The organism is Pseudomonas sp. FSL L8-0168, assembly GCF_037976155.1.
GTDB lineage: Bacteria > Pseudomonadota > Gammaproteobacteria > Pseudomonadales > Pseudomonadaceae > Aquipseudomonas > Aquipseudomonas paracarnis.
Map to the genome: position 1 here is coordinate 1,964,818 of NZ_CP150262.1, position 25,249 is coordinate 1,990,066.

General features: G+C 61.8%; 29 protein-coding genes. 13 read left to right on the forward strand and 16 right to left on the reverse strand.

The genetic code is table 11. From position 1 onward, the window contains the following. Positions 1–2: 2 nt before the first annotated feature. The 3 genes from MHH62_RS08405 to MHH62_RS08415 are packed head-to-tail and all read right to left on the reverse strand — an operon-like array spanning position 3 to position 1,890. Positions 3–545 carry a DUF2937 family protein gene (locus tag MHH62_RS08405; protein WP_034126628.1) on the reverse strand — a complete coding sequence of 181 codons (543 nt, stop codon included), beginning with the start codon at positions 543–545 and terminating at the stop codon, positions 3–5. 10 nt (positions 546–555) lie between these two features. Beyond that, entirely contained in the window at positions 556–1,332 is a 777-nt protein-coding gene (locus MHH62_RS08410; RefSeq protein WP_282399060.1) for a class II glutamine amidotransferase, read from the reverse strand. A 30-nt stretch (positions 1,333–1,362) separates the two neighbouring features. Continuing rightward, positions 1,363–1,890, reverse strand: coding sequence for a hypothetical protein (locus MHH62_RS08415; RefSeq protein ID WP_019818257.1), 528 nt, complete (start codon positions 1,888–1,890; stop codon positions 1,363–1,365). Between the two features lie 24 nt (positions 1,891–1,914). On the opposite strand from MHH62_RS08415, the gene MHH62_RS08420 reads away from it, so the two are divergent. Further along, the gene (locus MHH62_RS08420; RefSeq protein ID WP_166405823.1) at positions 1,915–3,957 is read left to right on the forward strand and encodes a S9 family peptidase; all 2,043 of its coding nucleotides are present in this window, start codon (positions 1,915–1,917) and stop codon (positions 3,955–3,957) included. On the opposite strand, the gene MHH62_RS08425 is transcribed toward MHH62_RS08420, so the two are convergent. Next, the gene (locus MHH62_RS08425; RefSeq protein WP_014717488.1) at positions 3,954–4,235 is read right to left on the reverse strand and encodes a hypothetical protein; all 282 of its coding nucleotides are present in this window, start codon (positions 4,233–4,235) and stop codon (positions 3,954–3,956) included. The two genes, MHH62_RS08420 and MHH62_RS08425, sit on opposite strands and share 4 nt — an antisense overlap. Before the next feature lie 78 nt (positions 4,236–4,313). Between MHH62_RS08425 and MHH62_RS08430 the strand changes: the two genes are divergently transcribed. From MHH62_RS08430 to MHH62_RS08445, 4 genes are all read left to right on the forward strand, one after another. Further along, positions 4,314–5,000: a hypothetical protein gene (locus tag MHH62_RS08430; RefSeq protein WP_003189610.1), complete on the forward strand. Its 687-nt coding sequence runs from the start codon at positions 4,314–4,316 to the stop codon at positions 4,998–5,000. An 89-nt stretch (positions 5,001–5,089) separates the two neighbouring features. Then, a complete protein-coding gene (locus MHH62_RS08435; protein WP_014717487.1) occupies positions 5,090–5,464 on the forward strand; it encodes a YajD family HNH nuclease in 375 nt (124 codons plus the stop codon). 160 nt (positions 5,465–5,624) lie between these two features. Further along, on the forward strand, positions 5,625–6,092 hold the full coding sequence (locus MHH62_RS08440; protein WP_014717486.1) for an RNA methyltransferase: 468 nt from the start codon (positions 5,625–5,627) through the stop codon (positions 6,090–6,092). A gap of 67 nt (positions 6,093–6,159) precedes the next feature. After that, on the forward strand, positions 6,160–6,510 hold the full coding sequence (locus tag MHH62_RS08445) for a DUF2892 domain-containing protein (RefSeq protein WP_014717485.1): 351 nt from the start codon (positions 6,160–6,162) through the stop codon (positions 6,508–6,510). Between the two features lie 65 nt (positions 6,511–6,575). On the opposite strand, the gene MHH62_RS08450 is transcribed toward MHH62_RS08445, so the two are convergent. Together MHH62_RS08450 and MHH62_RS08455 are read right to left on the reverse strand one after the other, a co-directional pair. Beyond that, positions 6,576–7,796 carry a hypothetical protein gene (locus MHH62_RS08450; RefSeq protein WP_014717484.1) on the reverse strand — a complete coding sequence of 407 codons (1,221 nt, stop codon included), beginning with the start codon at positions 7,794–7,796 and terminating at the stop codon, positions 6,576–6,578. 13 nt (positions 7,797–7,809) lie between these two features. Next, a complete protein-coding gene (locus MHH62_RS08455) occupies positions 7,810–8,259 on the reverse strand; it encodes a YcgN family cysteine cluster protein (protein ID WP_003172524.1) in 450 nt (149 codons plus the stop codon). A gap of 153 nt (positions 8,260–8,412) precedes the next feature. On the opposite strand from MHH62_RS08455, the gene MHH62_RS08460 reads away from it, so the two are divergent. Then, positions 8,413–9,006 carry a nitroreductase family protein gene (locus MHH62_RS08460; protein ID WP_003189601.1) on the forward strand — a complete coding sequence of 198 codons (594 nt, stop codon included), beginning with the start codon at positions 8,413–8,415 and terminating at the stop codon, positions 9,004–9,006. A 123-nt stretch (positions 9,007–9,129) separates the two neighbouring features. On the opposite strand, the gene MHH62_RS08465 is transcribed toward MHH62_RS08460, so the two are convergent. The 5 genes from MHH62_RS08465 to MHH62_RS08485 form a co-directional block, all read right to left on the reverse strand. After that, positions 9,130–10,062, reverse strand: a complete 933-nt coding sequence (locus MHH62_RS08465; RefSeq protein ID WP_019818262.1) for a D-2-hydroxyacid dehydrogenase — start codon at positions 10,060–10,062, stop codon at positions 9,130–9,132. A 107-nt stretch (positions 10,063–10,169) separates the two neighbouring features. Continuing rightward, on the reverse strand, positions 10,170–10,463 hold the full coding sequence (locus MHH62_RS08470; RefSeq protein WP_014717482.1) for a YcgL domain-containing protein: 294 nt from the start codon (positions 10,461–10,463) through the stop codon (positions 10,170–10,172). Next, positions 10,460–11,593, reverse strand: a complete 1,134-nt coding sequence (gene rnd / locus MHH62_RS08475) for a ribonuclease D (RefSeq protein WP_014717481.1) — start codon at positions 11,591–11,593, stop codon at positions 10,460–10,462. The genes MHH62_RS08470 and rnd overlap by 4 nt, the downstream gene beginning before the upstream one ends. A 122-nt stretch (positions 11,594–11,715) precedes the next feature. Then, positions 11,716–12,315, reverse strand: a complete 600-nt coding sequence (locus MHH62_RS08480; protein ID WP_014717480.1) for a class I SAM-dependent methyltransferase — start codon at positions 12,313–12,315, stop codon at positions 11,716–11,718. Between the two features lie 98 nt (positions 12,316–12,413). Continuing rightward, complete coding sequence (locus MHH62_RS08485; RefSeq protein ID WP_014717479.1) at positions 12,414–13,784, reverse strand: glutamine synthetase family protein; 1,371 nt, start codon at positions 13,782–13,784, stop codon at positions 12,414–12,416. Between the two features lie 364 nt (positions 13,785–14,148). On the opposite strand from MHH62_RS08485, the gene MHH62_RS08490 reads away from it, so the two are divergent. Then, positions 14,149–14,922 (forward strand): transporter substrate-binding domain-containing protein, encoded by a 774-nt coding sequence (locus tag MHH62_RS08490; RefSeq protein WP_014717478.1) that lies wholly within the window; start codon positions 14,149–14,151, stop codon positions 14,920–14,922. A gap of 93 nt (positions 14,923–15,015) precedes the next feature. On the opposite strand, the gene cynR is transcribed toward MHH62_RS08490, so the two are convergent. Next, complete coding sequence (gene cynR, locus MHH62_RS08495) at positions 15,016–15,867, reverse strand: transcriptional regulator CynR (RefSeq protein WP_339232821.1); 852 nt, start codon at positions 15,865–15,867, stop codon at positions 15,016–15,018. Between the two features lie 113 nt (positions 15,868–15,980). On the opposite strand from cynR, the gene MHH62_RS08500 reads away from it, so the two are divergent. From MHH62_RS08500 to MHH62_RS08510, 3 genes are read left to right on the forward strand one after another with little or no spacing between them, the layout of a single operon-like run. After that, positions 15,981–16,622, forward strand: a complete 642-nt coding sequence (locus MHH62_RS08500) for a carbonic anhydrase (RefSeq protein ID WP_019818265.1) — start codon at positions 15,981–15,983, stop codon at positions 16,620–16,622. 28 nt (positions 16,623–16,650) lie between these two features. Further along, on the forward strand, positions 16,651–17,121 hold the full coding sequence (cynS, locus tag MHH62_RS08505; protein ID WP_014717475.1) for a cyanase: 471 nt from the start codon (positions 16,651–16,653) through the stop codon (positions 17,119–17,121). A gap of 55 nt (positions 17,122–17,176) precedes the next feature. After that, positions 17,177–18,016: a cache domain-containing protein gene (locus tag MHH62_RS08510; protein WP_014717474.1), complete on the forward strand. Its 840-nt coding sequence runs from the start codon at positions 17,177–17,179 to the stop codon at positions 18,014–18,016. 56 nt (positions 18,017–18,072) lie between these two features. Here the strand turns inward: MHH62_RS08510 and MHH62_RS08515 are convergent, their stop codons facing one another. Together MHH62_RS08515 and pobA are read right to left on the reverse strand one after the other, a co-directional pair. Further along, positions 18,073–19,590, reverse strand: coding sequence for an MDR family MFS transporter (locus tag MHH62_RS08515; protein WP_032873421.1), 1,518 nt, complete (start codon positions 19,588–19,590; stop codon positions 18,073–18,075). Between the two features lie 66 nt (positions 19,591–19,656). Continuing rightward, positions 19,657–20,850: a 4-hydroxybenzoate 3-monooxygenase gene (gene pobA, locus MHH62_RS08520; protein WP_020301051.1), complete on the reverse strand. Its 1,194-nt coding sequence runs from the start codon at positions 20,848–20,850 to the stop codon at positions 19,657–19,659. 180 nt (positions 20,851–21,030) lie between these two features. Here pobA and MHH62_RS08525 point away from each other — a divergent pair, with 180 nt between their 5' ends. Beyond that, the gene (locus MHH62_RS08525) at positions 21,031–21,906 is read left to right on the forward strand and encodes a helix-turn-helix domain-containing protein (RefSeq protein ID WP_014717471.1); all 876 of its coding nucleotides are present in this window, start codon (positions 21,031–21,033) and stop codon (positions 21,904–21,906) included. Here MHH62_RS08525 and MHH62_RS08530 read toward each other — a convergent pair. Continuing rightward, positions 21,899–22,078: a hypothetical protein gene (locus MHH62_RS08530; protein WP_003189580.1), complete on the reverse strand. Its 180-nt coding sequence runs from the start codon at positions 22,076–22,078 to the stop codon at positions 21,899–21,901. The genes MHH62_RS08525 and MHH62_RS08530 overlap by 8 nt on opposite strands. A gap of 100 nt (positions 22,079–22,178) precedes the next feature. After that, entirely contained in the window at positions 22,179–23,084 is a 906-nt protein-coding gene (locus MHH62_RS08535; RefSeq protein WP_020301050.1) for a LysR family transcriptional regulator, read from the reverse strand. Positions 23,085–23,189: 105 nt separating this feature from the next. On the opposite strand from MHH62_RS08535, the gene MHH62_RS08540 reads away from it, so the two are divergent. Together MHH62_RS08540 and MHH62_RS08545 are read left to right on the forward strand one after the other, a co-directional pair. Further along, positions 23,190–24,056: an MBL fold metallo-hydrolase gene (locus MHH62_RS08540; protein ID WP_275968316.1), complete on the forward strand. Its 867-nt coding sequence runs from the start codon at positions 23,190–23,192 to the stop codon at positions 24,054–24,056. A 34-nt stretch (positions 24,057–24,090) separates the two neighbouring features. Continuing rightward, positions 24,091–24,705: an NAD(P)-dependent oxidoreductase gene (locus tag MHH62_RS08545; protein WP_014717468.1), complete on the forward strand. Its 615-nt coding sequence runs from the start codon at positions 24,091–24,093 to the stop codon at positions 24,703–24,705. The last annotated feature ends 544 nt before the right edge of the window (positions 24,706–25,249 follow it).

Consider the following 25,249-nt stretch of genomic DNA (forward strand, 5'->3'; position numbering starts at 1 on the left):
CGTTAGAGGCCCTTGAGGTCCCGCTCTTCGATGGGCCGGCTCTGGCGCAGGCGCCGGCCACCCAGCACCACCCAGTCGATCAAGCGGTACAGGCACTCGATGCCGAACGACAACAGCATCGCCCCGCCCAGGCCCCAGCCCATGGCTTCAGGCGTCAGCAGAATCTGGTAGCTGTAGCCATTCCAGGTCTCCGAACGGATATCCGGGTCGGCAGCCACCGCCACTTGCAGGGCACGGATGTACCACGGGCCCTGCATGGCCTGGTATTGCTTGTCCAACTCGAGTTGGCGATCGAGCATAGCGCCCAGGCTGCTGGCGTCGCTCTGGAACACCGGGTCATCGCTGGCGCGGTAATGCGCCACCAAGGCTTGCATATCACCGTTGAAGAACTGCTGCGCCGTGGACTCGAAACCGCGCAAGCCGGTCTGGGCCTCGATCAGGTGGGCTTCGACGCGCTTGGCGTAGTCATTGATAAACCCCGGCACCTGCACGCCGACCAACAAGCCAACGGCAAACAGCACCAACCGCAGATAGCTAAGCAACATGCTCGATTCCTTACTCGGTAACGCCCTGGCTGACACATTCACCGCGTCGCCACAGGCTCCATTGGCCCGGTTCGTAGCGGGTCCAGTTTTCGTTGTCGGTCAACGGTTCGGTGGCGATCACCGTTACCACATCATTGGGGGTGGTTTCGGCCTGAAAATCGACGATCACGTCGACATCTTTCAAGCGCGCCGGGCCAAAAGGCGCCCGCCGGGTGATCTGTGCCAGCTTGGTCGAGCAATAGCAGAACAGCCAGTCGCCGTCGCTGAGCAGGCAGTTGAACACGCCCTTGCTGCGGTATTCGGCGCAGGCGGCGATCAGGTCGGGCAGCACCTGCTCGATGTCCACCGGCTCGGGGAAGGCTTCGCGCACACGGTTGAGCAAGTCGCAGAACGCCGCTTCGCTGTCGGTATCGCCCACCGGGCGGTAGAAGGTGGCGCGGGGATCGAAGTCTGCCAGTTGGCCGTTGTGGGCAAAACACCAGTTACGCCCCCACAGCTCGCGCACGAACGGATGGGTATTGGCCAGGCTGACCTTGCCCACATTCGCTTGGCGAATATGGCCGATCACCACTTCGCTCTTGATGGGGTAACGCTGCACCAGCAACGCGACTTCCGACTCGCTACTGGCAGCCGGGTCCTGGAACAGGCGCAGGCCGCGGCCTTCATAGAAAGCAATGCCCCAACCGTCGCGATGCGGGCCAGTGCGCCCACCGCGCTGCATCAGCCCGGTAAAGCTGAACACGATATCGGTGGGGACGTTGGCACTCATGCCCAATAATTCACACATGCCAGGGCTCTCGCTGCAGGGCAAACAACGTTAAAGGCGCGGTTCGACCCGCATACCACCGGCAGGCGCCGGGCGACGGAACGGTTCGTCGTCTTCCGGCTCGGCGGCCAAGGCGGCATCCGCAGCCGCCTTGCGCTCACGGCGAGCGTTGGCGGCGCGTTCGATGGGCCAGCGGATCAGCACAAACACGATGTACAGGGCAAACACGATCATCGTGTACATGAACAGGTCGGAAATGGCGCGCCAGGCGTTGTTGCCGACCTTGAGCACCAGGTCCAGGGCAGTAATGGCCACGGCCGGCGCAAACTGGGTCTTGACCGGGTCGACAATGGTCGGGCTGAGCAGCAACACCGCCATCAGCAATTGCAGGGGCTCGCGCAGCCAGCGCCAGATCCAGCGGGTCATGCGCCACCACACCAACAGGCAGCCCAAAGCGGCGAAGGCGTAAAGGCCCCAAGCGGTCAGATAGTCGTTCTCGGTCATGGTGTCCATGGCAAGGTTGGCAAACAGGCGGCTATGATAACGGCTTTTGCGTGTCGCGGCTGCAATGCCTGCCACCGTCTGCCAGATAGGGAATTATCCATGCCTATTTCCACCGCACCGATTGCCCGCAAGGCCCCAGGCCCAGACCCGTACGCCTGGCTGCAAGAACGCGACAACCCTGAGGTACTCGACTACCTCAAGGCCGAAAACGCCTGGCAGGAAGCCCAACTCGCCGACCAGCAGGCGTTGCGCGAGACCCTGTTCGACGAGATCAAGGGCCGCATTCTGGAAACCGACCTGTCCCTGCCCTCCCCTTGGGGCCCGTATTTGTATTACACCCGCACCACCGCCGGTGACGAGTACGCCCGCCACTACCGCTGCCGCCGCCCGGCCGATGACAGCAACCAGGTGGACGCCAGCAGCGAAGAACTGTTGCTGGACCCGAACGTCTTGGCCAATGGCGGCTTTTTTTCCCTGGGCGCGTTCAGCATCAGCCCCGATCACCAACGCCTGGCCTATAGCCTCGATACCAGCGGCGAAGAGATTTACACCCTGTTCGTGAAGGAATTGGCGACCGACAAGGTCAGCGAACTGGCGTTCGAAAACTGCGATGGCAGCATGACCTGGGCCAATGACAGCCTGACCCTGTTTTTCGGTGAGCTGGACGACACCCATCGCCCGCACAAACTGTATCGCTATCGCCTGGACGGCACCGCAGCGCAGGAAGTGTTCCACGAGCCAGACGGCCGTTTCTTCCTGCATTGCTACCGCTCAAGCTCCGAACGCCAACTGTTGCTGGCCCTGGGCAGCAAGACCACCAGCGAAGTCTGGGCGCTGGACGCCGAGCAACCGCACCTGGCCTTCACCTGCCTGGCGCCACGGGTCGAAGACCACGAATACGACGTCGACCACGGCAAGCGCAATGGCCAGTGGACCTGGTTTATCCGCAGCAACCGCGACGGCATCAACCATGCGCTGTACGTGGCCGCCGACACCGGCACGCCGCCCACCGAAGCCGACTGGCAGAACCTGATCCCCCACAGCGACGAGGTCATGCTCGACGGCGTGAGCCTGAACGCCAACGCCATGACCTTGAGCCTGCGCATTGGTGGCCTGCCGGTTATCGAAGTACACCCCGAGAACGTGCCGGCCTATCGGGTGCAATTGCCTGACGCCGCCTACAGCCTCTACGTACAGAACAGCCTCGAGTTTCCCAGCGACAAGATCCGCCTGCGCTATGAGGCCTTGAATCGCCCGGCCCAAGTGCGCCAGCTCGAGCTGGCGACAGGCGCGCAGGTCGTGCTCAAGGAAACCCCGGTGCTGGGCGTCTTCAACGCCGACGATTACGTCAGCCAACGCCTGTGGGCCACTTCTGCCGATGGCACCCAGGTACCCATCAGCCTGGTGGTCAAGCGTGACCAGCTCGGCAAGCCGACGCCGCTGTACCTGTATGGCTACGGTGCCTACGGCTCAAGCCTGGACCCGTGGTTCTCCCATGCGCGCCTGAGCTTGCTCGACCGCGGGGTGGCGTTTGCCATCGCCCATGTGCGCGGCGGCGGTGAGCTGGGTGAGGCCTGGTATCGCAGCGGCAAGCAGGAACACAAGCAGAACACCTTCAGCGACTTTATCGCCTGCGCCGAACATTTGATCGCCGAGGGCCTGACCACCTCCCCACAACTGGCGATCAGCGGCGGCAGTGCCGGCGGCCTGCTGATCGGCGCGGTGCTCAACCAGCGTCCGGAATTGTTCCAGGCGGCGATTGCGGAAGTGCCGTTCGTCGATGTGCTCAATACCATGCTCGACCCGGAACTGCCGCTGACCATCACCGAGTACGACGAATGGGGCAACCCCGAGGAACCCGAAGTGTATGCGCGCATCAAGGCCTACGCGCCCTACGAGAACGTCCGTGCCCAGGCTTACCCGGCCACGCTGGTGATCGCCGGCTATAACGACAGCCGCGTGCAGTACTGGGAAGCCGCCAAGTGGGTGGCCAAGCTGCGGGATACCAAGACAGACGACAACCTGCTGCTGCTCAAGACCGAGCTGGGTGCCGGCCATGGCGGCATGAGCGGGCGCTATCAGGGCTTACGTGACGTGGCCCTCGAATATGCCTTTGTGTTCAAGGCCCTCGGTCTGGTCTAACCGCCCGGCGTTTTCGGCTTGCTGTCGTTTTGCTGCAGGCCAGGGACCGTCTGGTCCTTGGGCGGCGCCGGCAGCACGATGGGCGCCAGCGGTGGCGAGCCATTATGGGTCTTGGGCGCAACGGGCGGCGTGACTTGCGGGTACAACGTGGGCGTTGGCGTGCCCGGCGCGCCTGGGGTTGGCGCGGGCGCGACCGGTACGGTTTGTAACTCCTGAGCCTGCGCGGTACCCAATGCGAGCGCGCTCAACACAATGACCGTTAGAATGCTGCACTTCATCGATGGCTCCATGGCCTGACCGGAATGCCCTAAGGCTACTCCCAACCGCGCAAGAATGCCCTTCCCAATGAGATTTCCATGAAACGTTTCGTTCTGCTGGACACCACCCCAATCCCCGACAACGGCGGCGCCTTGTGCCTGTTCGAATACGGCGAGGACTTTGTCATCAAGATCCAGGGCGGTGACGGTGGCCAGTTGATGAACACGCGCATGCACGGCTCCGAAGATGCCCTGGCGGAGATTCCCTGCCGCAAAGTGGCCGGGCGCCCGGGTTCTCGGGTGCTGATCGGCGGCCTGGGCATGGGCTTTACCCTGGCCGCGGCGCTCAAGCATTTGGGCAAGAGCGCCGAAGTGGTGGTGGCCGAACTGGTGCCCGGCGTCGTGGAGTGGAACCGGGGGCCGCTGGGGGAGAAATCCGGACGCCCGCTGCTGGACCCGCGCACCGTGGTCCGCCAGGAAGACGTGGCCAAGGTACTGCAGGCCGAGCCCCAAGGCTTTGACGCGATCATGCTCGACGTCGACAACGGCCCTGAAGGGCTCACGCAAAAAGCTAACAGTTGGTTGTACTCGGCCAGTGGCCTGGCCGCGTGTGCCAAGGCCCTGCGCCCCAAGGGCGTGCTGGCCGTGTGGTCGGCCAGCGCCGACAAGCTGTTCAGTGACAAACTGCGCAAGGCCGGCTTCAAGGCCGAAGAAGTGCAAGTATTTGCCCATGGCAACAAGGGTACGCGGCATACCATCTGGATTGCAGAGAAGCTCAAGGGCTGATCGCGGTTGATTCAATCGCGCCAATCCCCTGTGGGAGCAGCTAGAATCAACCTTGTCCGTGAACCACCCAATAATAGCCAGGAGCCATGATGAGCTCGAACAACCCGCCCTCCCACACCGCCAAGCTGGACCGCATCCTTGCCGATGCCCAGCGCGACCGCGAAATGGGCTACCGCGATAAAGCCTTGAAGATGTACCCCCACGTGTGTGGCCGCTGCGCCCGTGAATTTGCCGGCAAGCGCTTGAGTGAACTGACCGTTCACCACCGCAACCACAACCATGATGACAACCCCCAGGACGGTTCCAACTGGGAGTTGCTGTGCCTGTACTGCCACGACAACGAACACTCGCGCTACACCGACCAGCAGTACTTCGGCGAAGGCTCCACCAGCAGCCCGAGCATTGCCAAGGCGACGCACAACCCGTTTGCGGCGTTGGCGGGGTTGATGAAGAAGGACGACTGAAGCTTTTCTTTGCCTGTTCCGGCCTCATCGCAGGCAAGCCAGCTCCCACAGTAGGAATGCATTTCCCGGTGGGAGCCGGGCTTGCCCGCGATGACGATCGTCCAAGCACTGCATCCCCCCAGGCCGTATAATCGCCGTTTTTCTCAAGGCACCCTTCCCCGTGGGCAATAAACGCTACAGTTGCATCGGTCTGTACAACCCCAAATCCCCCGAAAACGTCGGCTCGGTGATGCGTGCCGCCGGCTGTTACGGCGTGGCCTCGGTGTTCTACACCGGCGTGCGTTACGAGCGCGCCCGGGATTTCATCACCGACACCAAGAAGGTGCACCACGATATCCCGCTGATCGGCATCGACGACCTGAAAAAGATCCTGCCCTTAGGCTGCATCCCGGTCGCCGTGGAATTGGTCGACGGCGCCCGCCCGTTGCCTGAATACACCCACCCCGACCGCGCGCTGTATATCTTCGGCCCCGAAGACGGCTCCCTGGACAAAGAGATCCGCGACTGGTGCGAGGACGTGGTGTACATCCCCACCACCGGCTGCATGAACCTGGCGGCCACGGTCAACGTGGTGCTCTATGACCGCCTGGCCAAGGGCAACAACACCCGTTCGGGCCCCAAGTACTGATATTGCGGGAACATCCGGCACGTGCGCGCAGTCAGCTAATAACACTTGCCCTTGTTGGAGACTGATCATGAGCGACAGCAAAACCTTGCGACCTATCATCGAAGCCGCCCCCTTGAAGCCTCAACCCACCCAGAACGTGCATGGTTGGGAACGCATCGGCTCAGTGGCCGGCGGGGTGATGATGGTGGGTAAAGGCCTGCGCCGCGGCGGGATTTTCGGCTTGATCCAGGTGGCGATTGGTGGCGTGGCACTGGCCCGTGGCTTTACCGGGCACAGTTCGCTCAAGGACAAACTGGAACAGGGCCGCCAGGAAATGAACAGCGTGCGCACCAAGATAGAACGTGCCGGTGAAGAGTTGAAGAACCTGAAGACCAAGGCTGAAGTGGCGGCTGAAAAGGCGGTGAAACCTAAAGCCTGATCCCTGTCTTCAAGACTGTGAAGATCTAAAATGTGGGAGCTGGCTTGCTCCCACAGTTTTGTTGCTCAGCGCAGTAATTTGGAGTCCAGTACCACCGAAGACTCACCGATCACACTCTCGGCCAACTGCACGAACTCTTTGGTGTTGATGCTGTTCACCCGCATCACTGCCTGCGCCAGATCGTCCAGGGAGCGCTTGTTGTGGGTCTTCACGCGGATCTCACGGTCCAGTTCCTGCAATACCACCACCGAACGCGCCAGCGTCGCGCCGTTGACGTGCTCGCCTTTGAGGGTGCTGACGTCTTTGCCTTCTTTGGTCAGCCGTGCCTGGATCGCCGCATAGCGCTCATCGGTAATACCGCCGGCACGCCGCATCAACTCGATTGCGTAGTACTCGCCCAAGCCCTCGCTGATCCAGTCACTGCTGTCGTGGTCATTAAAGCGCCCGATGGCCTGCACCACTTCGCGCAGCAACGGGCTGCTGCCATTTTCGCCAACCAGCGGCGTGCGGCTGTTGAGGTAGATCGAATCGCGTAACGAATAAGCGCCCCGCCGCATCGGGTCACTGGCACCGACAATCAACAGTTTGCCAGGATGGCGCGGGAACGCGGCCTCCACCTGGGGCCAGACAAACGTCAGTAACGTCAGCACGTCCATGCGGCGCATCCCCTGGCCCTTGGGCGAGGCCACGGTGACGTCGGTATCACCCAGGCGCAGGCGGCGGCTGCCGAGGTTGCCCGCCAGCATCCAGCCGGTGGGGCGGTCGAACAGGCGGGACACGTTGTCGATGCGGAATTTGTTCTGGCCGATGCGCGGCCAGGCGGTTTCGACGCTCTTCCAACCCGTCGGCAGTTCAAACATCAGGCGTGAGACCAGTTCGACGCCGTCTTGCTGGTCGAGACGGGCGGCCGGCACCAGGTCTTCGCCGCGCAGTAACGCCCAGCCGGGCGTGATGCGTGTGTCATACACGCCGGGCTTGCGCGCATGGGCCAGGCGCACGCGGTAGGTCAGGCTGGCCTTGTCGGCACTGGGTTGCCACAGGCCACGGTTGCCCGTGATTTGCCACTGGCCATCGGCCTTGAAGTCGCTGTAGTCACCGTCGCGGCCCAGGTCGAAGTTCAGGCTGCGCACCGCCGCGCCTTGGGACAGGCTGACGCGCACCTCGGCCTGCTGGCTTTGGGGCAACAGCTTGACGTGGTAATCCAGGTCGACTTTCTTCGCGCACCAGCCCGGCCCGCTCAGCGCCAGCACGACCAGGCCCGCTGCCCACTTGGCGGCCACCTTCATACACACTCCTCGTTCAACCCGCGCGGAAAATCAGGTAATCCTCCCAGTCGTCCTCGGGCACGCTGCCTTCGCTGAGCATGCGCCCGGACTGGGAAATGCGTTCGTGGTGCACCGCGTCACGGTCGCCGCAGACCAGGTGATGCCACAGCGGCAAGTCCTTGCGCTCGCTGACCAGGCGGTAACCGCAGGTCGGCGGCAACCATTTGAACTGATCGGCCTGGCCCGGCGTGAGCTGGATGCAATCAGGCACCGAGGCACGGCGGTTGGGGTAATCGGTGCACTGGCAGGTTTTCAGGTCGAGCAGTTTGCAGGCGATACGCGTGTAATAGACGCTGTTGTCGTCCTCATCCTCGAGCTTTTGCAGGCAGCACAGGCCACAGCCGTCGCACAAGGACTCCCACTCCTCTTGGTCGAGGTGCTCAAGGGTTTTGCGTATCCAGAAAGGTTCGACTTTGGCGGCCATGGCTCTGCATCAGTATCGGAAGGTGAAAAGGCCGCCAGTCTAGTGCCCAAGCCCGTTGGGGCCAAGCGCTTACGACTGACGGTGTTGCAAGACTTGTCAGGCCTGGGTGGGCGCAGTAGTTTTGAATCCCGGTTTTTTCATCAGGGTCTGTCCATGAGCAATAACCCCCGCGTTGCCGATTATCCGATCCACACCCAATTTACCGAGCGCTGGTCGCCCCGCGCCTTTACCGGTGAGAGCATCCCGCAGGAGACGCTGCTGAGTTTCTTCGAAGCGGCACGCTGGGCACCTTCGGCCTACAACTCGCAGCCGTGGCGGTTTCTGTACGCGCGCCGTGACACGCCGGATTGGGAGCGTTTCCTGGGCCTGCTGAATGAATTCAACCGCAATTGGGCGCAGCATGCGTCGGCTCTGGTCATTATCGCGTCGAAAACCGACTTCATCGCCCCCGGCGCCACAGAAGAAACCCCGGCGCTGTGGCACACCTTCGACACCGGCTCGGCCTGGGGCCACCTGGCGCTGCAAGCCAGCCTCAGTGGCTGGCACACCCACGGCATGGCCGGCTTCGATCAGGAACTGACCCGCAAGGAGCTGAAGATTCCCCAGGGTTATGCGCTGCATGCGGCCGTGGCGGTGGGCAAGCTGGGCGACAAGTCGAGTTTGCCGGAGTACCTGCAAGGGCGCGAAATGCCGAGCCCGCGCAAGCCGTTGAGCGAGCTGGTGTCCGAGGGTGACTTCAGTCTCTAAGACTTGCATACACTCAATGTGGGAGCGGGCTTGCTCGCGAATGCGGTGTGGCAGCCACCCAATGTGTTGACTGATCCCCTGCATTCGCGAGCAAGCCCGCTCCCACATTTTTTCCGCGTTTTGTCAGTAACCGCGCTCGAAATCCACTTCCCCGCGCAGCGCTTGCTTGGCCTGATACGCCCGCAGGTTCTGCACAAACAACGCCACCATCATCGGCGGCGAGGTCGGGGCCGAGCTGTGCCCGGTCAACAGCAAACCCCACGCCGTCCAGAACGGATGGCGTTGCGGCAAGGGCTCCTGGCGGCACACGTCGATCACCGCGCCGGCCAGGTGCCCTTCTTTGAGCGCCTCGACCAGGTCGGCGTCCACCACCGCCACGCCGCGTCCGACGTTGATAAACAAACCGGTGGGTTTGAATTGCTTGAACAGCGCCGCGTCGTACAGGTCATGGGTATCAGGCGTGTTGGGCAGCAGGTTGATCACGTAATCCACCTCCCCCACCAGCCGGCCCAACTGGTCCAGCCCCGCCACTTCGATAAACGGTGCCTGCTCGCGGGCCTGGCTGGCGATGCCATATAACTGCACGCCGAACGGCAGCAGAAACTCGGCCACGCTCTGGCCAATGTCACCGGTGCCGACGATCAGCGCCTTACGCCCCGCCAGGCTCTGGCCCATGCGGTTATCCCATTTGCGCTCCACCTGGCTGACCAACCGCGCCAGCACTTCGCGCTCGTGGCCCAGCATGTAGGTGAGGACAAACTCGGCCATGACCTGGCCAAAAATGCCTACCGCGCGGGTCAGCCGATAGTCGCGTGGCAAGCCGTCGGCCAGCAGTGGCGTGATGCCCGCCCACGTCGATTGCAGCCATTGCGGATGATGGCCCTGGCGCAGCAGGGTCGCCAACAGATCGGGCTGGCCCAGCCACACCGGACAGTCGGCGGCCAGGCGCGAGAGTTCGGCCGAATCGCCGCTGGTCAGCACTTCGAGGTCTGGGGCGGCGTCCCTGAGCAATTGGGCGTAGAGCGGATGATCCTGTTCAGCAATCAGAACACGCATGGTTCAAACCTTTGAAAAAACAGTGCAGACGGCCGCCCGCATCCTTACGGCCACCGTCCTCTAATACGATTCCATTGAAACTGTGCCCTGAGCCGGGCACGGGTCGATCACATCGGGTCGTTGCGGCGCAGCAGCTCTTCGGGCAAGTGCTCGATGTACTCGTCCTCAGCTGGCGGCATTTGTAGGTGGTAGCCCTGCTTGTCGAGGTTTTCCAGCACCACGGTGATGTCTTCGCGCGACAGCTTGCGCTCAGGCGTCAGCACCATGTCAAAGGCGTGATGCGCCTTGCCGAAGGCTTCCATCAACGGCTCGGGTACGCGCTCCAGGGCATCGCTTTTGAGCACATAGAGGTACATGCCGTCTTTTTTCTTGCTGCGGTAGATGGAGCAAATACGTTTCAAGGCTGTTCTCCGGCATTGGCCAGGCTGTCGAGCAACGCCTGGCCCATCAACTCGCGGCGCCAGCCACGCAGCGAGTCTGGCAATTGGTAAGGCCCATCGGGGTAGCCACTTTTAACCAGGGCTTCGAGGGTTTTCTTGCGCAGCATCAGTTCCGGCGCCATGTCCAGGCGCTCGGCGAAGGTTTGGCCCAAAGCCCGCAGTTGCTTGATCAACGCGGCAGCGTCCACGGGTAACGGCTCAGCCACGGCAGGCGGCCATTGGTCCATGGGCACGCTACCGGTGCGTTTGATCAGGTCCAGCAAAAACTGGCCGTCCTGGCGCACGGTGCGCGGGTGCATGTCTTCGATCTTGCCCAGGGCGGCGAGGTTATCCGGCTGGGATTTGGCCAGGGGCCACAACGAGTGTTCGCGAATAATACGGTTGCGCGGCAAGTCGCGAGCACGGGCCTGCTGCTCGCGCCAGGCGCACAGTTCACGCAACACCGCGAGTTGGGCACGGGACAATTTCCACGCCAGCTTGGCGTCGCGGTACACCTCGTAGGGGTCGATCTCGCGGCGCAGGTTGGCCACCAATTCGGCGCCGTCTTCCAGTACCCAGGCGTATTTGTCATCCGACAGTTGCGGGCGCAGACGGGTGTAAACCTCGGCCAAGTGCACCGCGTCTTCGGCGGCGTAGCTGATCTGCGTCTCCGACAATGGCCGCTGCAGCCAGTCGGAGCGGGTTTCACCCTTGGGCAACTCGATATCCAACACCGCCTGCACCAGGCGCGAGTAGCCCATGGAAAAACCGAGGTTGAGGTAGGCCGCTGCCAATTGGGTGTCGAACAAGGGCACCGGCAAGCTGCCGGTCAGGCGCGACAGCACTTCCAGGTCTTCACTGCAGGCGTGCACCACCTTGATCACCGCTGGGTTCTCCAGCAAGGCGGCCAAGGGTTGCCAATTGTCGATGGTCAGGGGGTCGATCAGGTAAGCGCGCACGCCATCACCGATCTGGATCAGCCCGGCAATAGGGTAAAAGGTGTCGACCCGCATGAATTCGGTGTCGAGGGCGACGAATGGCAACTGCTGCCATTCGGCGCAATGCTGGCCGAGGCTATCGTTGTCGCAGATCCAGTGAATATCGATGGCCACACGGCTCTCCCTTGAAGAATGGCGCGCAGTATATATCGCGAAAGGGGCTTGCGAGCATCCGCAGTGCACACGCCATCATGAAAACTCCGACAGGAGATGAAGAATAGTCCGACAAAGGGGCGTTATCCTCTCTTACGCAAAACGTAGACGCACCATCGCCGCGAGCCCGGCAGGAACTCTTGGTAATTGAGGATTTTGAAGCCGGCTTGCCGAAACTCGCTCTCTACGGGCGTGCCCACGTTCACGGCAACAATCACCGTGTCGCGGCTGACGCGGTGAAACTCGTGCAATAACATGAGTCGCGCATCACTGTCGGGCACATGGCGAAACAAATCCAGGCAAAAAATGCAGTCCACCGCATTCGCTGAAAGGCCAATGGAAAACGCCGAGCCCTGGAATGTTTTGACACGCTTGAGCAACCCGCCCGGGTGATGAGTGCGCGCGTGATCGAGCATCGCCTGGGAGTTGTCCGAGGCCAGTATCACGCGGTTGACGTGTTCGGCCAGCACCGGCCAGAAGCGCCCGGAACCGCACGCCAGGTCGAGGATAAGCCCTGGCTCCCCCGCCACCTTCAGGGCTTGGCGTACCAACCGCGCATCGCGCCACGCCGACAGGCGCTGCAACAGCCTGGGCGGACGCGGGTCGCCACAGCCCCTGGCATGCTCACGGTCATAGCGCTCGGTGAATTCGGTCTCGATGGAGGATGGAGGTTGTGGCGACATCGCGGGCTCATGTGAATGAAACGGTAGTAAACGACCTTGATTCGCAGCTTAACCGCCGCAACGTGAAAAAAAGGTCGAAAGCCCCCCACTAAAACCGGTCACGCTTGATGCAAGTACCAGCGCCAATCCTGCTCCCCTACCTCGCCCATGAACTGGCGGTATTCGGCACGTTTGACCGCCAGGTAAACGCCGAGGAATTGGCGCCCGAACGCATCCGGTGCCCAGCGGGAGGTTTCCAGCGCGCGCAAGGTGGTCAGCCAGTCGGTGGGCAACAGTTCCTTGGCCTGGGCGTAGCCGTTGCCTTGCACCGGGGCGCCAGGGTCGAGCTGTTCGCGGATGCCTCGATGAATGCCGGCCAGGATCGCAGCGGCCGCCAGGTAGGGGTTGGCGTCGGCCCCGCAGATGCGGTGTTCGATATGCCGGGATTGAGCCGGGCCACCGGGCACTCGCAGGCTGACGGTGCGGTTGTCCACGCCCCAGGTGGCAGCGAGCGGCGCATAGCTGTTGGTTTGGAAGCGTCGATAAGAGTTGGCGTTGGGGCAGAACATCAACAGTGAATCGAGCAAGGTGCTGAGCATGCCGCCCACGGCCTGGCGCAGCAGTGGCGTGCCGTCGGCCGCTTCACTGGCAAACAGGTTATTGCCCTGGGCATCGGCCAGGCTGACATGCATATGCATGCCTGTACCGGCCAGGTCGTCAAACGGCTTGGCCATGAAACAGGCGGTCATTCCATGTTTGTGCGCCACGCCCTTGACCAAGCGTTTGTAGCGCACGGCTTCGTCCATCGCCTGCAGCGCGTCGGTGCGGTGTTCGAGGGTGATTTCCACTTGGCCCGGCGCGTACTCGGAGATGGCCGTGCGCGCCGGAATCCCTTGCAGTTTGCAGGCGCTGTAGAGGTCGGCAAGAAACGGCTCGATCTGCTCCAGCTCGCGCAGGCCGTACACCTGGGTCGAGCGCGGACGCTTGCCATCCACATCCCGCGCCGGTTGTGGGCGGCCGTTGCTGTCGGGCTTCTGGTCGAGCAGATAGAACTCCAGCTCCGCCGCCATCACCGGGTAATAACCGTCGGCCTTGAGCGCCTCGATAACATTGGCCAGCAGGTGCCTGGGGTCGGCCACGGTGGCGGGCAGGCCTTCGGTGGGGTGCATGCTGACTTGCACCGCCGCGGTGGGGATCAAGCGCCATGGCATGCGCTGCAAGCTGCCGCTGATCGGATAGGCGCGGCAGTCGATATCCCCCACCTCCCAAACCAGCCCGGAGTTTTCTACGTCATCGCCATTGATAGTCAGGCCGAGGATGGTGCTGGGCAGGGGCCGGCCACTTTCGTACACCGCCAGCAGTTCGTCGCGGTGCAGCAGCTTGCCGCGCGGTACGCCGTTGTTATCGAGGATAAACAGCTCGAACATCTCAATGTCGGGGTTCTGTTCAAGGAAGGTCTGGGCTTCATGCAGGCGGGCAAAAACACTCATGGGAATTCTCATACGTTTGCGTCAGGCAAGCGCGCAGGCGCCGCCGGGCAGATGCGCACAGGTGCGCGTCATCCATGGGGTAGATCAACGTAGGAGAGAGGTATCTGGCGGGCGCGCGTGTCGGCAATGGAACAGAGCCCAGAACGCAAGCGCAGACGGCAATGTCGCGGTGTGAATGTCGGGGCAAGCGTGCATGCGCGCTTCACAGTGATAGAAAGACTTGAGCGTCACACGCGGGGATACGCGGGTAAATTCAGGCTTGACGGAGTTTGGTTGCAGTTTGGCTAAACATTCACCGCGCCTTGCCACCCTGCCCTGTGCTGGAAATAATGAGCCCCCGACCGTGCCCCAAGGATTCGACCCCATGAAAGCGCCTCTGGCCCTCTGTGTACTGGCAAGCCTGGCCACTGTCGCCCAGGCCGACACCGCTGCATCTCGCCTTGACGACGTGATTGCGCGCGGCACCCTCACCGTGTGTACCACCGGCGACTACAAGCCTTACACCTCGCTGCGCAGCGACGGCGGCTATGAAGGGATCGACATTGCCATGGCCGAGTCTCTCGCCAAGAGCCTGAACGCCAAAATCACCTGGGTGCCTACCACCTGGAAAACCCTGATGCCGGACTTTCTGGCCCAACGCTGCGACATCGCGGTGGGCGGTATTTCCGTGTCGTTGGAACGTCAGAAAAAAGCCTTCTTCAGCCAATCACTCGGAGTCGACGGCAAGATCCCGCTGGTACGCTGCGCCGACGTGCAGCGTTACCAGACGGTGGAACAGATCAACCAGCCCCAGGTGCGAGTGATCGAACCAGCGGGCGGCACCAACGAAGTGTTTGCCCGTGCGCACTTGGGCCAGACGCAGATTCGCCTGCATGACAACGTGACGATTTTTGATGAGCTGCTGGCGGGCAAAGCCGATGTGATGATTACCGACGCCAGCGAGGCGCGTTATCAGCAGAAGCTCAAGCCTGGGTTGTGCGCGGTCAACCCGGAGCAACCGATGCAGTACAGTGAAAAAGCGTTTTTGTTGCCGCGCGATGATGTGGCCTGGAAGAGTTACGTAGATCAGTGGTTGCATTTAAGTGTAGCGACGGGGGCGTATGCGGGGATTGTGGGGCAGTGGTTGGCTGCGCCTTGAATGCGGGGTGTCGGGTAGATGGGCGTTGATTGTCCGGCCGTCATCGCAGGCAAGCCAGCTCCCACATTTGGATCCTGGGGCGTCAGCCCGGCCCTACGCCTTGATCAACGCTACAAACGCCGCACACGCAGCGCTGCGATATGCGCCCTTGCGGCTCAGCAGTGCAGCGGTGCGCTGCGGCAACGGTGGGGCAATCGCCACGGCATGCAGGCCTGCCTGGGCCTCGGCCAGTGCGCGGGGCAGGACGGTTGCCAGGGGCGTGCTGCGCACGATTTCGATAATCGCGCTGATGGAATTGGCCTCCATGGCAATCTGCGGTTTAACCCCTTGCTGGTGGCAGTAGTCGTCGATGTAGCGGCGGGTGGCGAAGCCTGTGTTCAGTAGCACCAGAGGCTGTTCGAGCCAGGCCGGTTGTGTGCGTTCGGGGTGACTGGCACTGACGACCAGGCTCAGCTCTTCGACAAACAGCGCCTCACAGTCGATCTCCAGCCCATGCTCGCCGGTAAAGCCGATGCCGATATCCAGCAGGTCCTCGCCCAGCGCGGCTTCGATACGGTCTTGGTTCAGTTCCTCGATGCTCAGGGTGATGCCCGGATACAGCTGGTTGAAACGCGCCAGCAATGGCCCGATCAGGTAGGCGGTGAAAGTCGGCGTCATGGCCAGGCGCAAATGCCCTCGGCGCAGGTCCTGCACGTCATGTATGGCGCGGGTGCCGGCTTGTAGATCCTGCAAGGCCAGCCGCGCATAACGCACATAGGCCTGCCCCGCGTCGGTCAGGCTGACACTGCGCCCGGAGCGGTCCAGCAGTGGCGCGCCCAGGCTTTCTTCCAGTTGCTTGATCTGTTGCGACAAGGTCGGCTGCGACACGTGCAGCGCCTCTGCAGCCCGCGTGAAGTTGCGGTGCTCGGCAACGGCCAGCAAGTAACGGATATGACGCAACAGCATGGGCAGCGCTCCAACTATAGGCATGACTTATAGAAAGCATAATAAACCGGTCTTGGACCCTATAGCCAAAAACTCCCATCCTTGCCCCCATCAGCGACGCAAGGAGAACCACCATGCAGCATCTCATCGACGGCTTTCGCAAATTCCAACGTGAAGCCTTTACCCCTCGCAGTGACTTGTTCAAACACCTGGCGACCACGCAAAGCCCCGGCACCTTGTTCGTGTCCTGCTCTGACAGCCGCGTAGTCCCCGAGCTGTTGACCCAGCAGGAACCCGGCGACCTGTTCGTCATCCGTAACGCCGGCAACATAGTGCCGTCCTACGGCCCGGAGCCGGGAGGTGTGTCGGCCACAGTCGAATATGCCGTAGCGGTGCTGGGCGTCAGCGACATCGTGATTTGCGGGCACTCGGACTGCGGCGCGATGACTGCAATTTCTACCTGCAAATGCCTGGACCACCTGCCCGCCGTGGCCAACTGGTTGCGCCATGCCGAGTCGGCCAAGGTGATCAATGCCGCCCGTACGCATGCCTCGGACGCTGCACGCCTGGATTCATTGGTGCGCGAAAACGTGGTCGCCCAACTGGCCAACCTCAAGACTCACCCTTCGGTCGCCCTGGCGCTGGAACAAGGCCGGATGAACCTGCATGGCTGGGTGTACGACATCGAAACCGGCGGCATTGACGCTTTGGACGGGCACACCGGGCGCTTCGTCTCCCTGCTCGACCACCCCAGCACCCGCGCCCACGCCGCCTGAACCCTAATCAACCCAAGAGGACGTCACCATGTTGCAATCCCAATTCGCTCAAACCCCACGCCTGGCCCTGGCCGACACCGTTATCGACCTCAAGGCACGCAAAAACCTGTCGTGGCAGGACCTCACCGACGGCACCGGGCTGAGCCTGGCATTCGTCACCGCAGCCCTGCTCGGCCAGCACCCGCTGCCCAAGGAAGCGGCCGACATCGTGTGCGGCAAACTCGGCCTTGACGAGGACGCCAGCCGCCTGCTGCAAAGCGTCCCACTGCGCGGCAGCTTCCCGAGCGGTGTGCCGACCGACCCAACCATGTACCGTTTCTATGAAATGCTGCAAGTCTACGGCTCTACCTTGAAGGCCCTGGTGCATGAGCAATTCGGCGACGGCATCATCAGCGCCATCAACTTCAAACTGGACATCAAGAAAGTCGAAGACCCGGACGGCGGCTCCCGTGCGGTCATCACCCTGGACGGCAAATACCTGCCGACCAAACCCTTCTGATTCGCCGCCAACCGTCTACGCTCTTGGCACACCAACAAGAACGAGGGACGGGTAAATGAAGAGACTGCTCCGATTCACCTGGCTGCTGCTGTTGTGTTGCAGCCAGGTGCATGCCGCCACGGCACAGGAAGCGGATGCCCAAGCCGCCAAGGCCCTGCTGGAAAAGGCCTTGGCGTACTACCACAAGCAAGGTGACAAGGCGTTCGCCGCCTTCAGCCGTCAGGGCGAGTTCATCGACCAGGACCGTTATGTGTTTGTGGTCGATACAAAAGGCGTACTGCTGGCCAGTGGCGGGCCCTCCTCCGCGCTCATAGGTCGCGATGTGTCCGAGGTACTCGGACCGGATTTGCGCCAATCCTTCAAGGACGCGCTCAAGGTGCCCGAAAACCAGGGTATCCAGCAGGCTGACTACCGCTGGCAGAACTGGAATGACGGCAAGGTCGAACATAAACACGTGTTTTATCAGCGCGTGGGCGAACGCATCCTGGCGGTCGGTTATTACTTGCCGCGCGCCACACCGGAACAGGCACGGGCGCTGCGCAACAAGGCGGTGGAGGCGTTGGTCAAGGATGAAGCCGGCACGCTCAAGGCGATCAACTCCTTGCAAGGCGGCTTCCTGCAAGATGATCTCTACGTATTCGTGGTGGACCTGAACACGCGGCGCTACGTCGCCCATGGCACCAACCTGCGCCTGATCAACACCGATTTTGCCAAGATCAAGGACCCGGATGGCAAACCGGTGGGTGTGCCGATCCTCCAGATGATGGCTGAACAGGACCAGGGCGAATACAAATACCGCTGGAAAAACCCGGTGACCGGCAAGGTCGAGAACAAGCATGCCTATGTGCGCAAGAGCGGGCATTTCATGGTTGCGGTGGGGTATTACAGCCCCTGATCCTGATCATTCCCACGCTCTGCGTGGGAACGCCGCCTGGGACGCTCCGCGTCCGCTTATCTAACTTTGTCTTCACGGCCGCGCAGTACCCGATTCGGCATCGCTATCGCAGCGGCCAACCCCAGCAGCGACACCGCCGCACTCACCATCAGCAAATGCCGGAACGTCACCGCCAGCTCGCCGCGCAACGCATCTTGCGCCGGGCCGGGTGCGGCGTTGAGGCCGTCGAGCAGCACGTTGCCGGAACTACCTTCGGCCACCAGTGCGCCGCTTGCCAGATGGGCGAAACTGGAATCGTGTAACAGCGCCAGCAGCAACGCCGACATGCAGGCCACCCCCACTGCCCCGCCCAGGGAGCGAAACAGGTTGGTGGTGCTGGTGGCCACACCGATATCCCGCTGCTCCACCGAGTTCTGCGTCCCCACCAACGAGGTCGGGAACTGCATGCCCGCGGCGATACCGCACAACAACATGAAGACGCTGGTGAGCGCCACCGCCTGGGGCGCGCTGTAGGCCATGCCGAGAATCGCCAGCGGGCTCAACACTGCGCCGCTGAGGATCATCGGTTTATAGCGGCCCGTCACCGAGGTCATGCGCCCGGCAAAATACGCGCCCATCGGCAAGCCCATCGCCAAGGGCAGCAAGTGCAGGGCCGCGCTGTCGGCACCGGCGCCGGTTACGGTCTGGTAGCGCAGGGGCATCAGCACCGTCAGGGAAATCGCCTGGAAGCTGGTGATGAAAATCGTGCACCAGCACAACACCGCACTGCGGTTGGCAAACAAGTGCATCGGCAACAGCGGTTCCCGTGCGCGGCGTTCGTGCCACACAAACACGCTTAACGCCAGCAGTGCGCAGGCCAGCAACCCCAGCACTTGATCGTCACGCCACGAATGGCCCTGGCCGATTTCGGTGATGCCCAGCAACAAGGCGGTGAGGCCGACGATCATCAGCACCGTGCCGAGGTAATCGATGATCGGCTTGCGCTGCGGCACCGGCAGCCCCACCAGGGTGCGATGGGCCACGTACCAGGCGCCGACGCCCAGTGGCAGGTTGATCAAAAACACCCAGCGCCACGACAGGTACTCGGTCATATAACCGCCCAGCACCGGCCCGGCCACGCTGGCCACCGCGTACATGCTGCTGAAATACCCCTGATAACGTCCCCGTTCGCGGGGAGGAATAATGTCGCCAATGATCGCCTGGCTCACCGAGACCATCCCGCCAGCGCCGATACCCTGCAGCACCCGCGCCAGCACCAGTTGCTCCATGCTTTGCGCCAGGCCGCAAAACAACGACGCCAGGGTGAACAGGCCCATGCCAATGAGCATCATGGGCCGGCGCCCATACAGGTCACCGAGCTTGCCGTAGATCGGCACCGCCACGGTCATCGCCACCATGTAGCCGGAGATCACCCAGGCCAGCAGGTTGACGTCATGGAACTGTGCGGAAATGGCCGGCATGGACACGGCGACAATGGTCTGGTCCAGGGCACCCAGGAAGATCGCCATCATCAGCGCGACCAGGATACTGCGCACGGCGGGAACGGTTGGAGCGGGCTGATTGAGGTGAGTCACGGCAGAACCTTCGAGCAGGGCCCACAGGCAACGGTCACCGGTGGGAATGCTCGATACGATAGCAGGCTATTCGATAGGCTCGTAAGGAAGGCCGACGTAATTTTCTGCGATGGTTTTGCGCCCGGCCTGGGAGTGGATGAAATAGTCCAGCTCGCTCTCGGCAATGCGCTGGCTGAAGGCGTCCGCCTGGGGAAACTGATGCAGCATCGAGGTCATCCACCAGGAAAACCGCTCGGCTTTCCACACTCGGCGCAGACAGATTGCCGAGTATTTTTCCAGCAAGTCCAGGCGCCCTTCGTGGTACACCTTGAGCAAGATGCGAAACAAGGTGCTCACATCACTGGCCGCCAGGTTCAAGCCCTTGGCACCGGTGGGCGGCACAATGTGCGCGGCATCGCCGAGCAGGAACAGGCGCCCGTACTGCATGGGTTCCACCACAAAGCTGCGCAGCGGCGCGATGCTTTTCTCGATCGACGGGCCGGTCACCAATTGTTCGGCCAATGAGCCGGGCAGGCGGCTCTTGAGTTCATCCCAGAAACGTTCATCCGCCCAGTCTTCCAGCTTCTCTTCGACCGGCACTTGCAGGTAGTAACGGCTGCGGGTCGGCGACCGCATGCTGCACAGCGCAAAACCCCGCGCATGTTTGGCGTACACCAGTTCGGCATGTACCGGCGGCGTGTCGGCCAGCACGCCCAGCCAGCCGAAGGGGTAGACGCGTTCGAACACCTTCAGCGCTTGCGCCGGTATCGACTGGCGGGCCACACCATGGAAACCGTCGCAGCCGGCAATGTAGTCGCACTCCAGGCGAAAGGCTTGGCCTTCATGCTCGAAGGTCAGCCAGGGCTGTTCACTTTTCAGGTCATGGGGTTGAACATTGGAGACTTCGTACAGGGTGATGGCACCGGCGGCTGCGCGGGCGGCCATCAGGTCGCGGGTGACCTCGGTCTGGCCGTAGATCATCACCGACTGGCCGCCGGTCAAGGCCTTGAGGTCGATGGAAGTGAGTTGGCCATTGAGGGCAATGTCAAACCCGTCGTGCACCAGACCCTCGGCGTCCATGCGTTGGCTGACCCCGGCTTCGCGCAGCAGGTCGACCATGCCCTGTTCCAACACACCGGCGCGGATACGGCCTTGTACGTAATCGGCGCTCTGACGCTCTAGAACGAGGGTCTGGATGCCAGCATTGTGCAGCAGTTGGCCGAGCAGCAATCCGGAAGGACCGGCACCGATAATGGCGACTTGGGTTTTCAGGGTTTTCATTATTTTTATGACCTTCAAGCTTCACGCGAACGTATGGAGTGAAAGAGTTGTCATTGCTCTTGTGGCTGACATTTTTCACTTGAGTGAGGCTCATAAGAAGGTGAAAACTGCGTCAAAACCTGTGCTTTTCGCCAATCGGGGCGATTACCGAACCACTATCCTGAGTATCGGATTGAAACCATGACCAAAACCGCGATTCCGGTCTTCAAGCTTTACGGGGAAAGCCAGCAGTGGCCGACTCCCGATTTGTTGCACTGCGAAACCATTTCCCGGCGCAGTCGGGAATACCAGTGGGAAATCCAGCCCCACCGGCACGCGGACCTGTGCCAGTTGCTGTATGTGCACAAAGGCCAGGCACAACTGGAAATCGAAGGCCAGCGCACCACGCTCAATGAGTCGAGCCTACAAGTGCTGCCACCGCTTTGCGTGCACGGCTTTCGTTTTTCCGAGGATGTGGAAGGGTTTGTGGTAACGCTGTCGGCACCGCTGGTCAGCCACTTGCAGGCGCAACTGGGCTCTACCGTCGATGGCCTGCACACACTCGGCAGCTACCCGGCGGGCAAGGACAGCGATTACTTGAACAGCCTGTTCGTACGTTTGCAGGACGAATACGCCGATGACCAACCGGCACGGGACATGATGCTGCACGCCCTGGTCAGCGTGTTATTGGTGTGGGTCAGCCGCCAGGCGATCCAGCGCCGCCACCCACGGGCGCCACGGGGTCGTGAGTACTTTCGGCGGTTTACGCAACTGGTCGAACAGCATTACCGCGAACACCCCAAGATTGAAGACCTGGCCCACAAGCTGGGTATCTCGGTCTCACACTTGAACGGGACGTGTCGGGAGTTGGGTGGGCAACCGGCGTTGCAGATCATGCATGACCGCCAGTTGCTGGAAGCCAAGCGCCTGCTGACCTACACCAGCATGACCATCAACGAGATGTCCGAGGTGCTGGGCTTTTCCGACCCGACCAATTTCTCACGGCTGTTTCGCCGCAGGGTCGGTTTTTCACCCAAGGCGTTTCGTGAACAACTGAAGGCAGAGCAGCCTACCTGAGCGCACTGAAACTGCCGGTGCGGGGAACGCATTGGTCCTGATGGCAGCTGATGGCGAATGCCGCCGGCTGCATGCGTGTTTGCTCGACGCGGTAGGCGGCAGTCCCATACAGCGCTGTCGCCAATGCGCAGAGGGTGAAAATCGTCAGGTACTTTCTGGTTTTGATGCTCATGGCACAGACCTCTGAACGGATCTACAGGGTGCTGTTTAAAGCATAGGTCAGTCAGGGCAACTTGCCATGATGCGCTGCCATTCAGCGCGCTTATTTCACCTCAGAGCCCTATGTCCCAAACCGGCTCTTCGGGAAACCGCAGCACCAGGAAATCCAGGAGGCTACGCAGCGCCGAAGGCATGTGTTTGCGTGAGGCGTACACCGCATAGATATTCATCTGTCGCGGCTCGGCGTGCGGCAGCAAGCGCACCAACTCCCCACTGCGAATCAGCTCGCCGGCCTGATAACTGGGCAGCATCGCCACCCCTGCCCCGGCCAGCGTCACGCGCATTAACGTGCTGGCTTCGTTGGCCGTGATATTGCCGTGGACCGGCACCGACACGTGCTCTCCGTTTTCTTCGAAATGCCACAGACTCTTGCCGAAGTAAGAGTGGGTCAGGCAGTTGTGCCGGGCCAGGTCTTCGACCTTCTGCGGCGCCGGATGCTCGCGCAGATAAGCCGGTGTGGCGCACACCACCGAGCGACATACGGTCAGGCGCCGGGCGATCAGGTTGGGGTCCAGATCGTTGCTGGTGCGGATCGCCAGGTCGATGCGCTCGTCCACCAGGTTCACCGTGCGATCAAGCATCTGCAAATCCACCGTCACCATGGGGTAAAGCTTGACGTATTCGGCAATCGCCGCGCCCAGCTGCGCCTGGCCGAACGAAGTGCTGACGCTCAGGCGCAACAGGCCTCGGGGCGCATCATCGGGCTCGCTGACGGCGGCCTGCATATCACCGCACAGTTCCAACAATTGCCGGCAACGCGGCAGCGTTTCTCCGCCGGCGGCGGTGAGGCTGAGCTTGCGCGTGGTGCGGTGCAGCAGGCGTGCGCCCACCCAGTCTTCCAGCTCGGCCAGGTAGCGCGAGACCACCGGGCGCGACAGGTCAAGGTGGTCGGCAGCGGCGGATTGGCTGCCCAGGTCCACCACGGTGACAAACACGCGCATTGCTTGAAGACGATCCATGATTTGCCCGATTTTAGAAACAAACTATGTCCCAGCATCGCATTTTTTGTCGTGTTTTATGCAACTAAGCTCTGTGCATCCCTTACCGATGGCAGGAGCTGCCCGATGTTCTCGACCTTCAAACGCTTGACCCTGGCCACCGCCGCCCTGGCCTTCGCTGCCCACGCAGCAGCGGCAGAGCTGAAACTCGACGTGTACAACCCAGGCGAAGCCGCGATCTTCCCGGTCAGCTCGGTGCTGGTGAGCGGCGAGAAAGACGCGATCCTGGTGGATGCGCAATTCGGCAAAGGCCAAGCCGAGCAGCTGGTGCAGAAGATCCGCGCCAGCAGCAAGCACCTGACCACCATCTACATCAGCCATGGCGACCCGGACTACTACTTCGGCCTCGACACCCTGACCGCCGCCTTCCCCGACGCCAAAGTGCTGGCGCCACAGCCAGTGGTGGACCATATCAACGCCACCGTCGCCGACAAGCTGGCCTTCTGGGGCCCGAAAATGGGCGCCGACAAGCCGGCCAAGACCCTTGTGCCGCAAGTGCTTAAAGGCCACAGCCTGACCCTGGAAGGGCAACAGCTTGAAGTGGTTGGCCTTGACGGCCCGCAGCCAGATCGCAGCTTTGTGTGGATCCCGTCGATCAAGGCCGTGGTCGGTGGTGTGGTGGTCGCTGAAAACATCCACGTCTGGATGGCCGATACCCAGAGCGCGCAATCCCATAAAGACTGGCTCGCTACCCTCACGCGCATTGAAGACCTGAAGCCGAACACCGTGGTGCCGGGCCATTACCTGGGCACGCCATCGCTGGCCTCGGTCACCTTCACCGCCGATTACATCAAGGCCTTCGACCTCGAAACCGCCAAGGCCAAGGACTCCGCCGCCCTGATTGCGGCCATGAAAAAACGCTACCCCACCCTCGCCGACGAAAGCTCGCTGGAACTGAGCGCCAAAGTCGCCAAGGGCGAAATGAAGTGGTAACTGGCTTTAAACCTTAACCCTGTTGGAGAACATCATGAGCAAGATCGCAATCATTGGTGCCACTGGCCGCGCCGGTAGCCAACTGCTGGAAGAAGCGCTGCGCCGCGGGCATACCGTCATCGCCATCGCCCGCAATACCGACAAGCTGGCTGTGCGTCCTGGCGTTACGGTCAAACAGGTTGATGCCCTGGATGCCGAAGCCTTGCAACACGCCATCAGCGGCAGCGACGTGGTGATCAGCGCGGCGCACTTCGCCACGCTTCCCGCCAGCGCCGTGATCGGCCCGGTGAAAAAGGCTGGTGTGAAACGTTTGTTGGTGGTCGGCGGCGCCGGTTCACTGCTGTTGCCCGGTGGCGGGCGCGTGATCGACAGCGAAGGGTTCCCGGCTGAATATAAAGCTGAAGCCAGTGCCGGGGCGCAATTCCTGGAAACGCTGCGCCAGGAAAAGGAACTGGACTGGACCTTCCTGTCGCCATCGGCCCTGTTCGACGGCACCGAGCGCACCGGCAAATTCCGCCTGGGCACGGATGATCTGCTGGTGGACAGTGACGGCAACAGCTCGATCAGTTTTGCCGACTTCGCCATCGCCATGCTGGATGAAGTGGAAACACCGAAGCACTCGCGCCAGCGCTTTACGGTCGGTTACTGACCCAACGCCGTCAACGCTAACCACGATGCGAAGCGAGCCGCTCTTGATCTGCTTTTGATCTGCTTTTGATCTTGATCTTAGGCGCCCCGTTAAACCACGCTGGCCGGAATTCGACAGTGATTTGGGGGGTAAACCGGCAGGGATGCCGGTTTAACCGCCCCGCGCCATGAATGGCGCGTGGCGGCGGCCCCCCAAATCACTGGCGGATTACGGGCACACCGAGCCTAGGCGAGGTGCCGAGTGGTGGGGCAAGAGCCCTTTGGTTACTTTGGGCTGGGCCGGCATTCCGGCTCTTTTCCAAAGTGACCCGCTGTCAGAGCGGAACCCTAGGCGGCCGTTACCGCAGCAATGGATATGTACACAATCCAACTGTGTTGACTGTCAGTCCGCCTTCGCGAGCAAGCCCGCTCCCACAGTTGGATCGTGGGGTGTCTGGTAGATAGGCGTTGGCTTTCAGGCCCTCATCGCAGGCAAGCCAGCTCCCACATCTGGATCGTCGGGGTGTCAGGTAGATAGGTGTCGGCTTTCAGGCCGTCATCGCAGG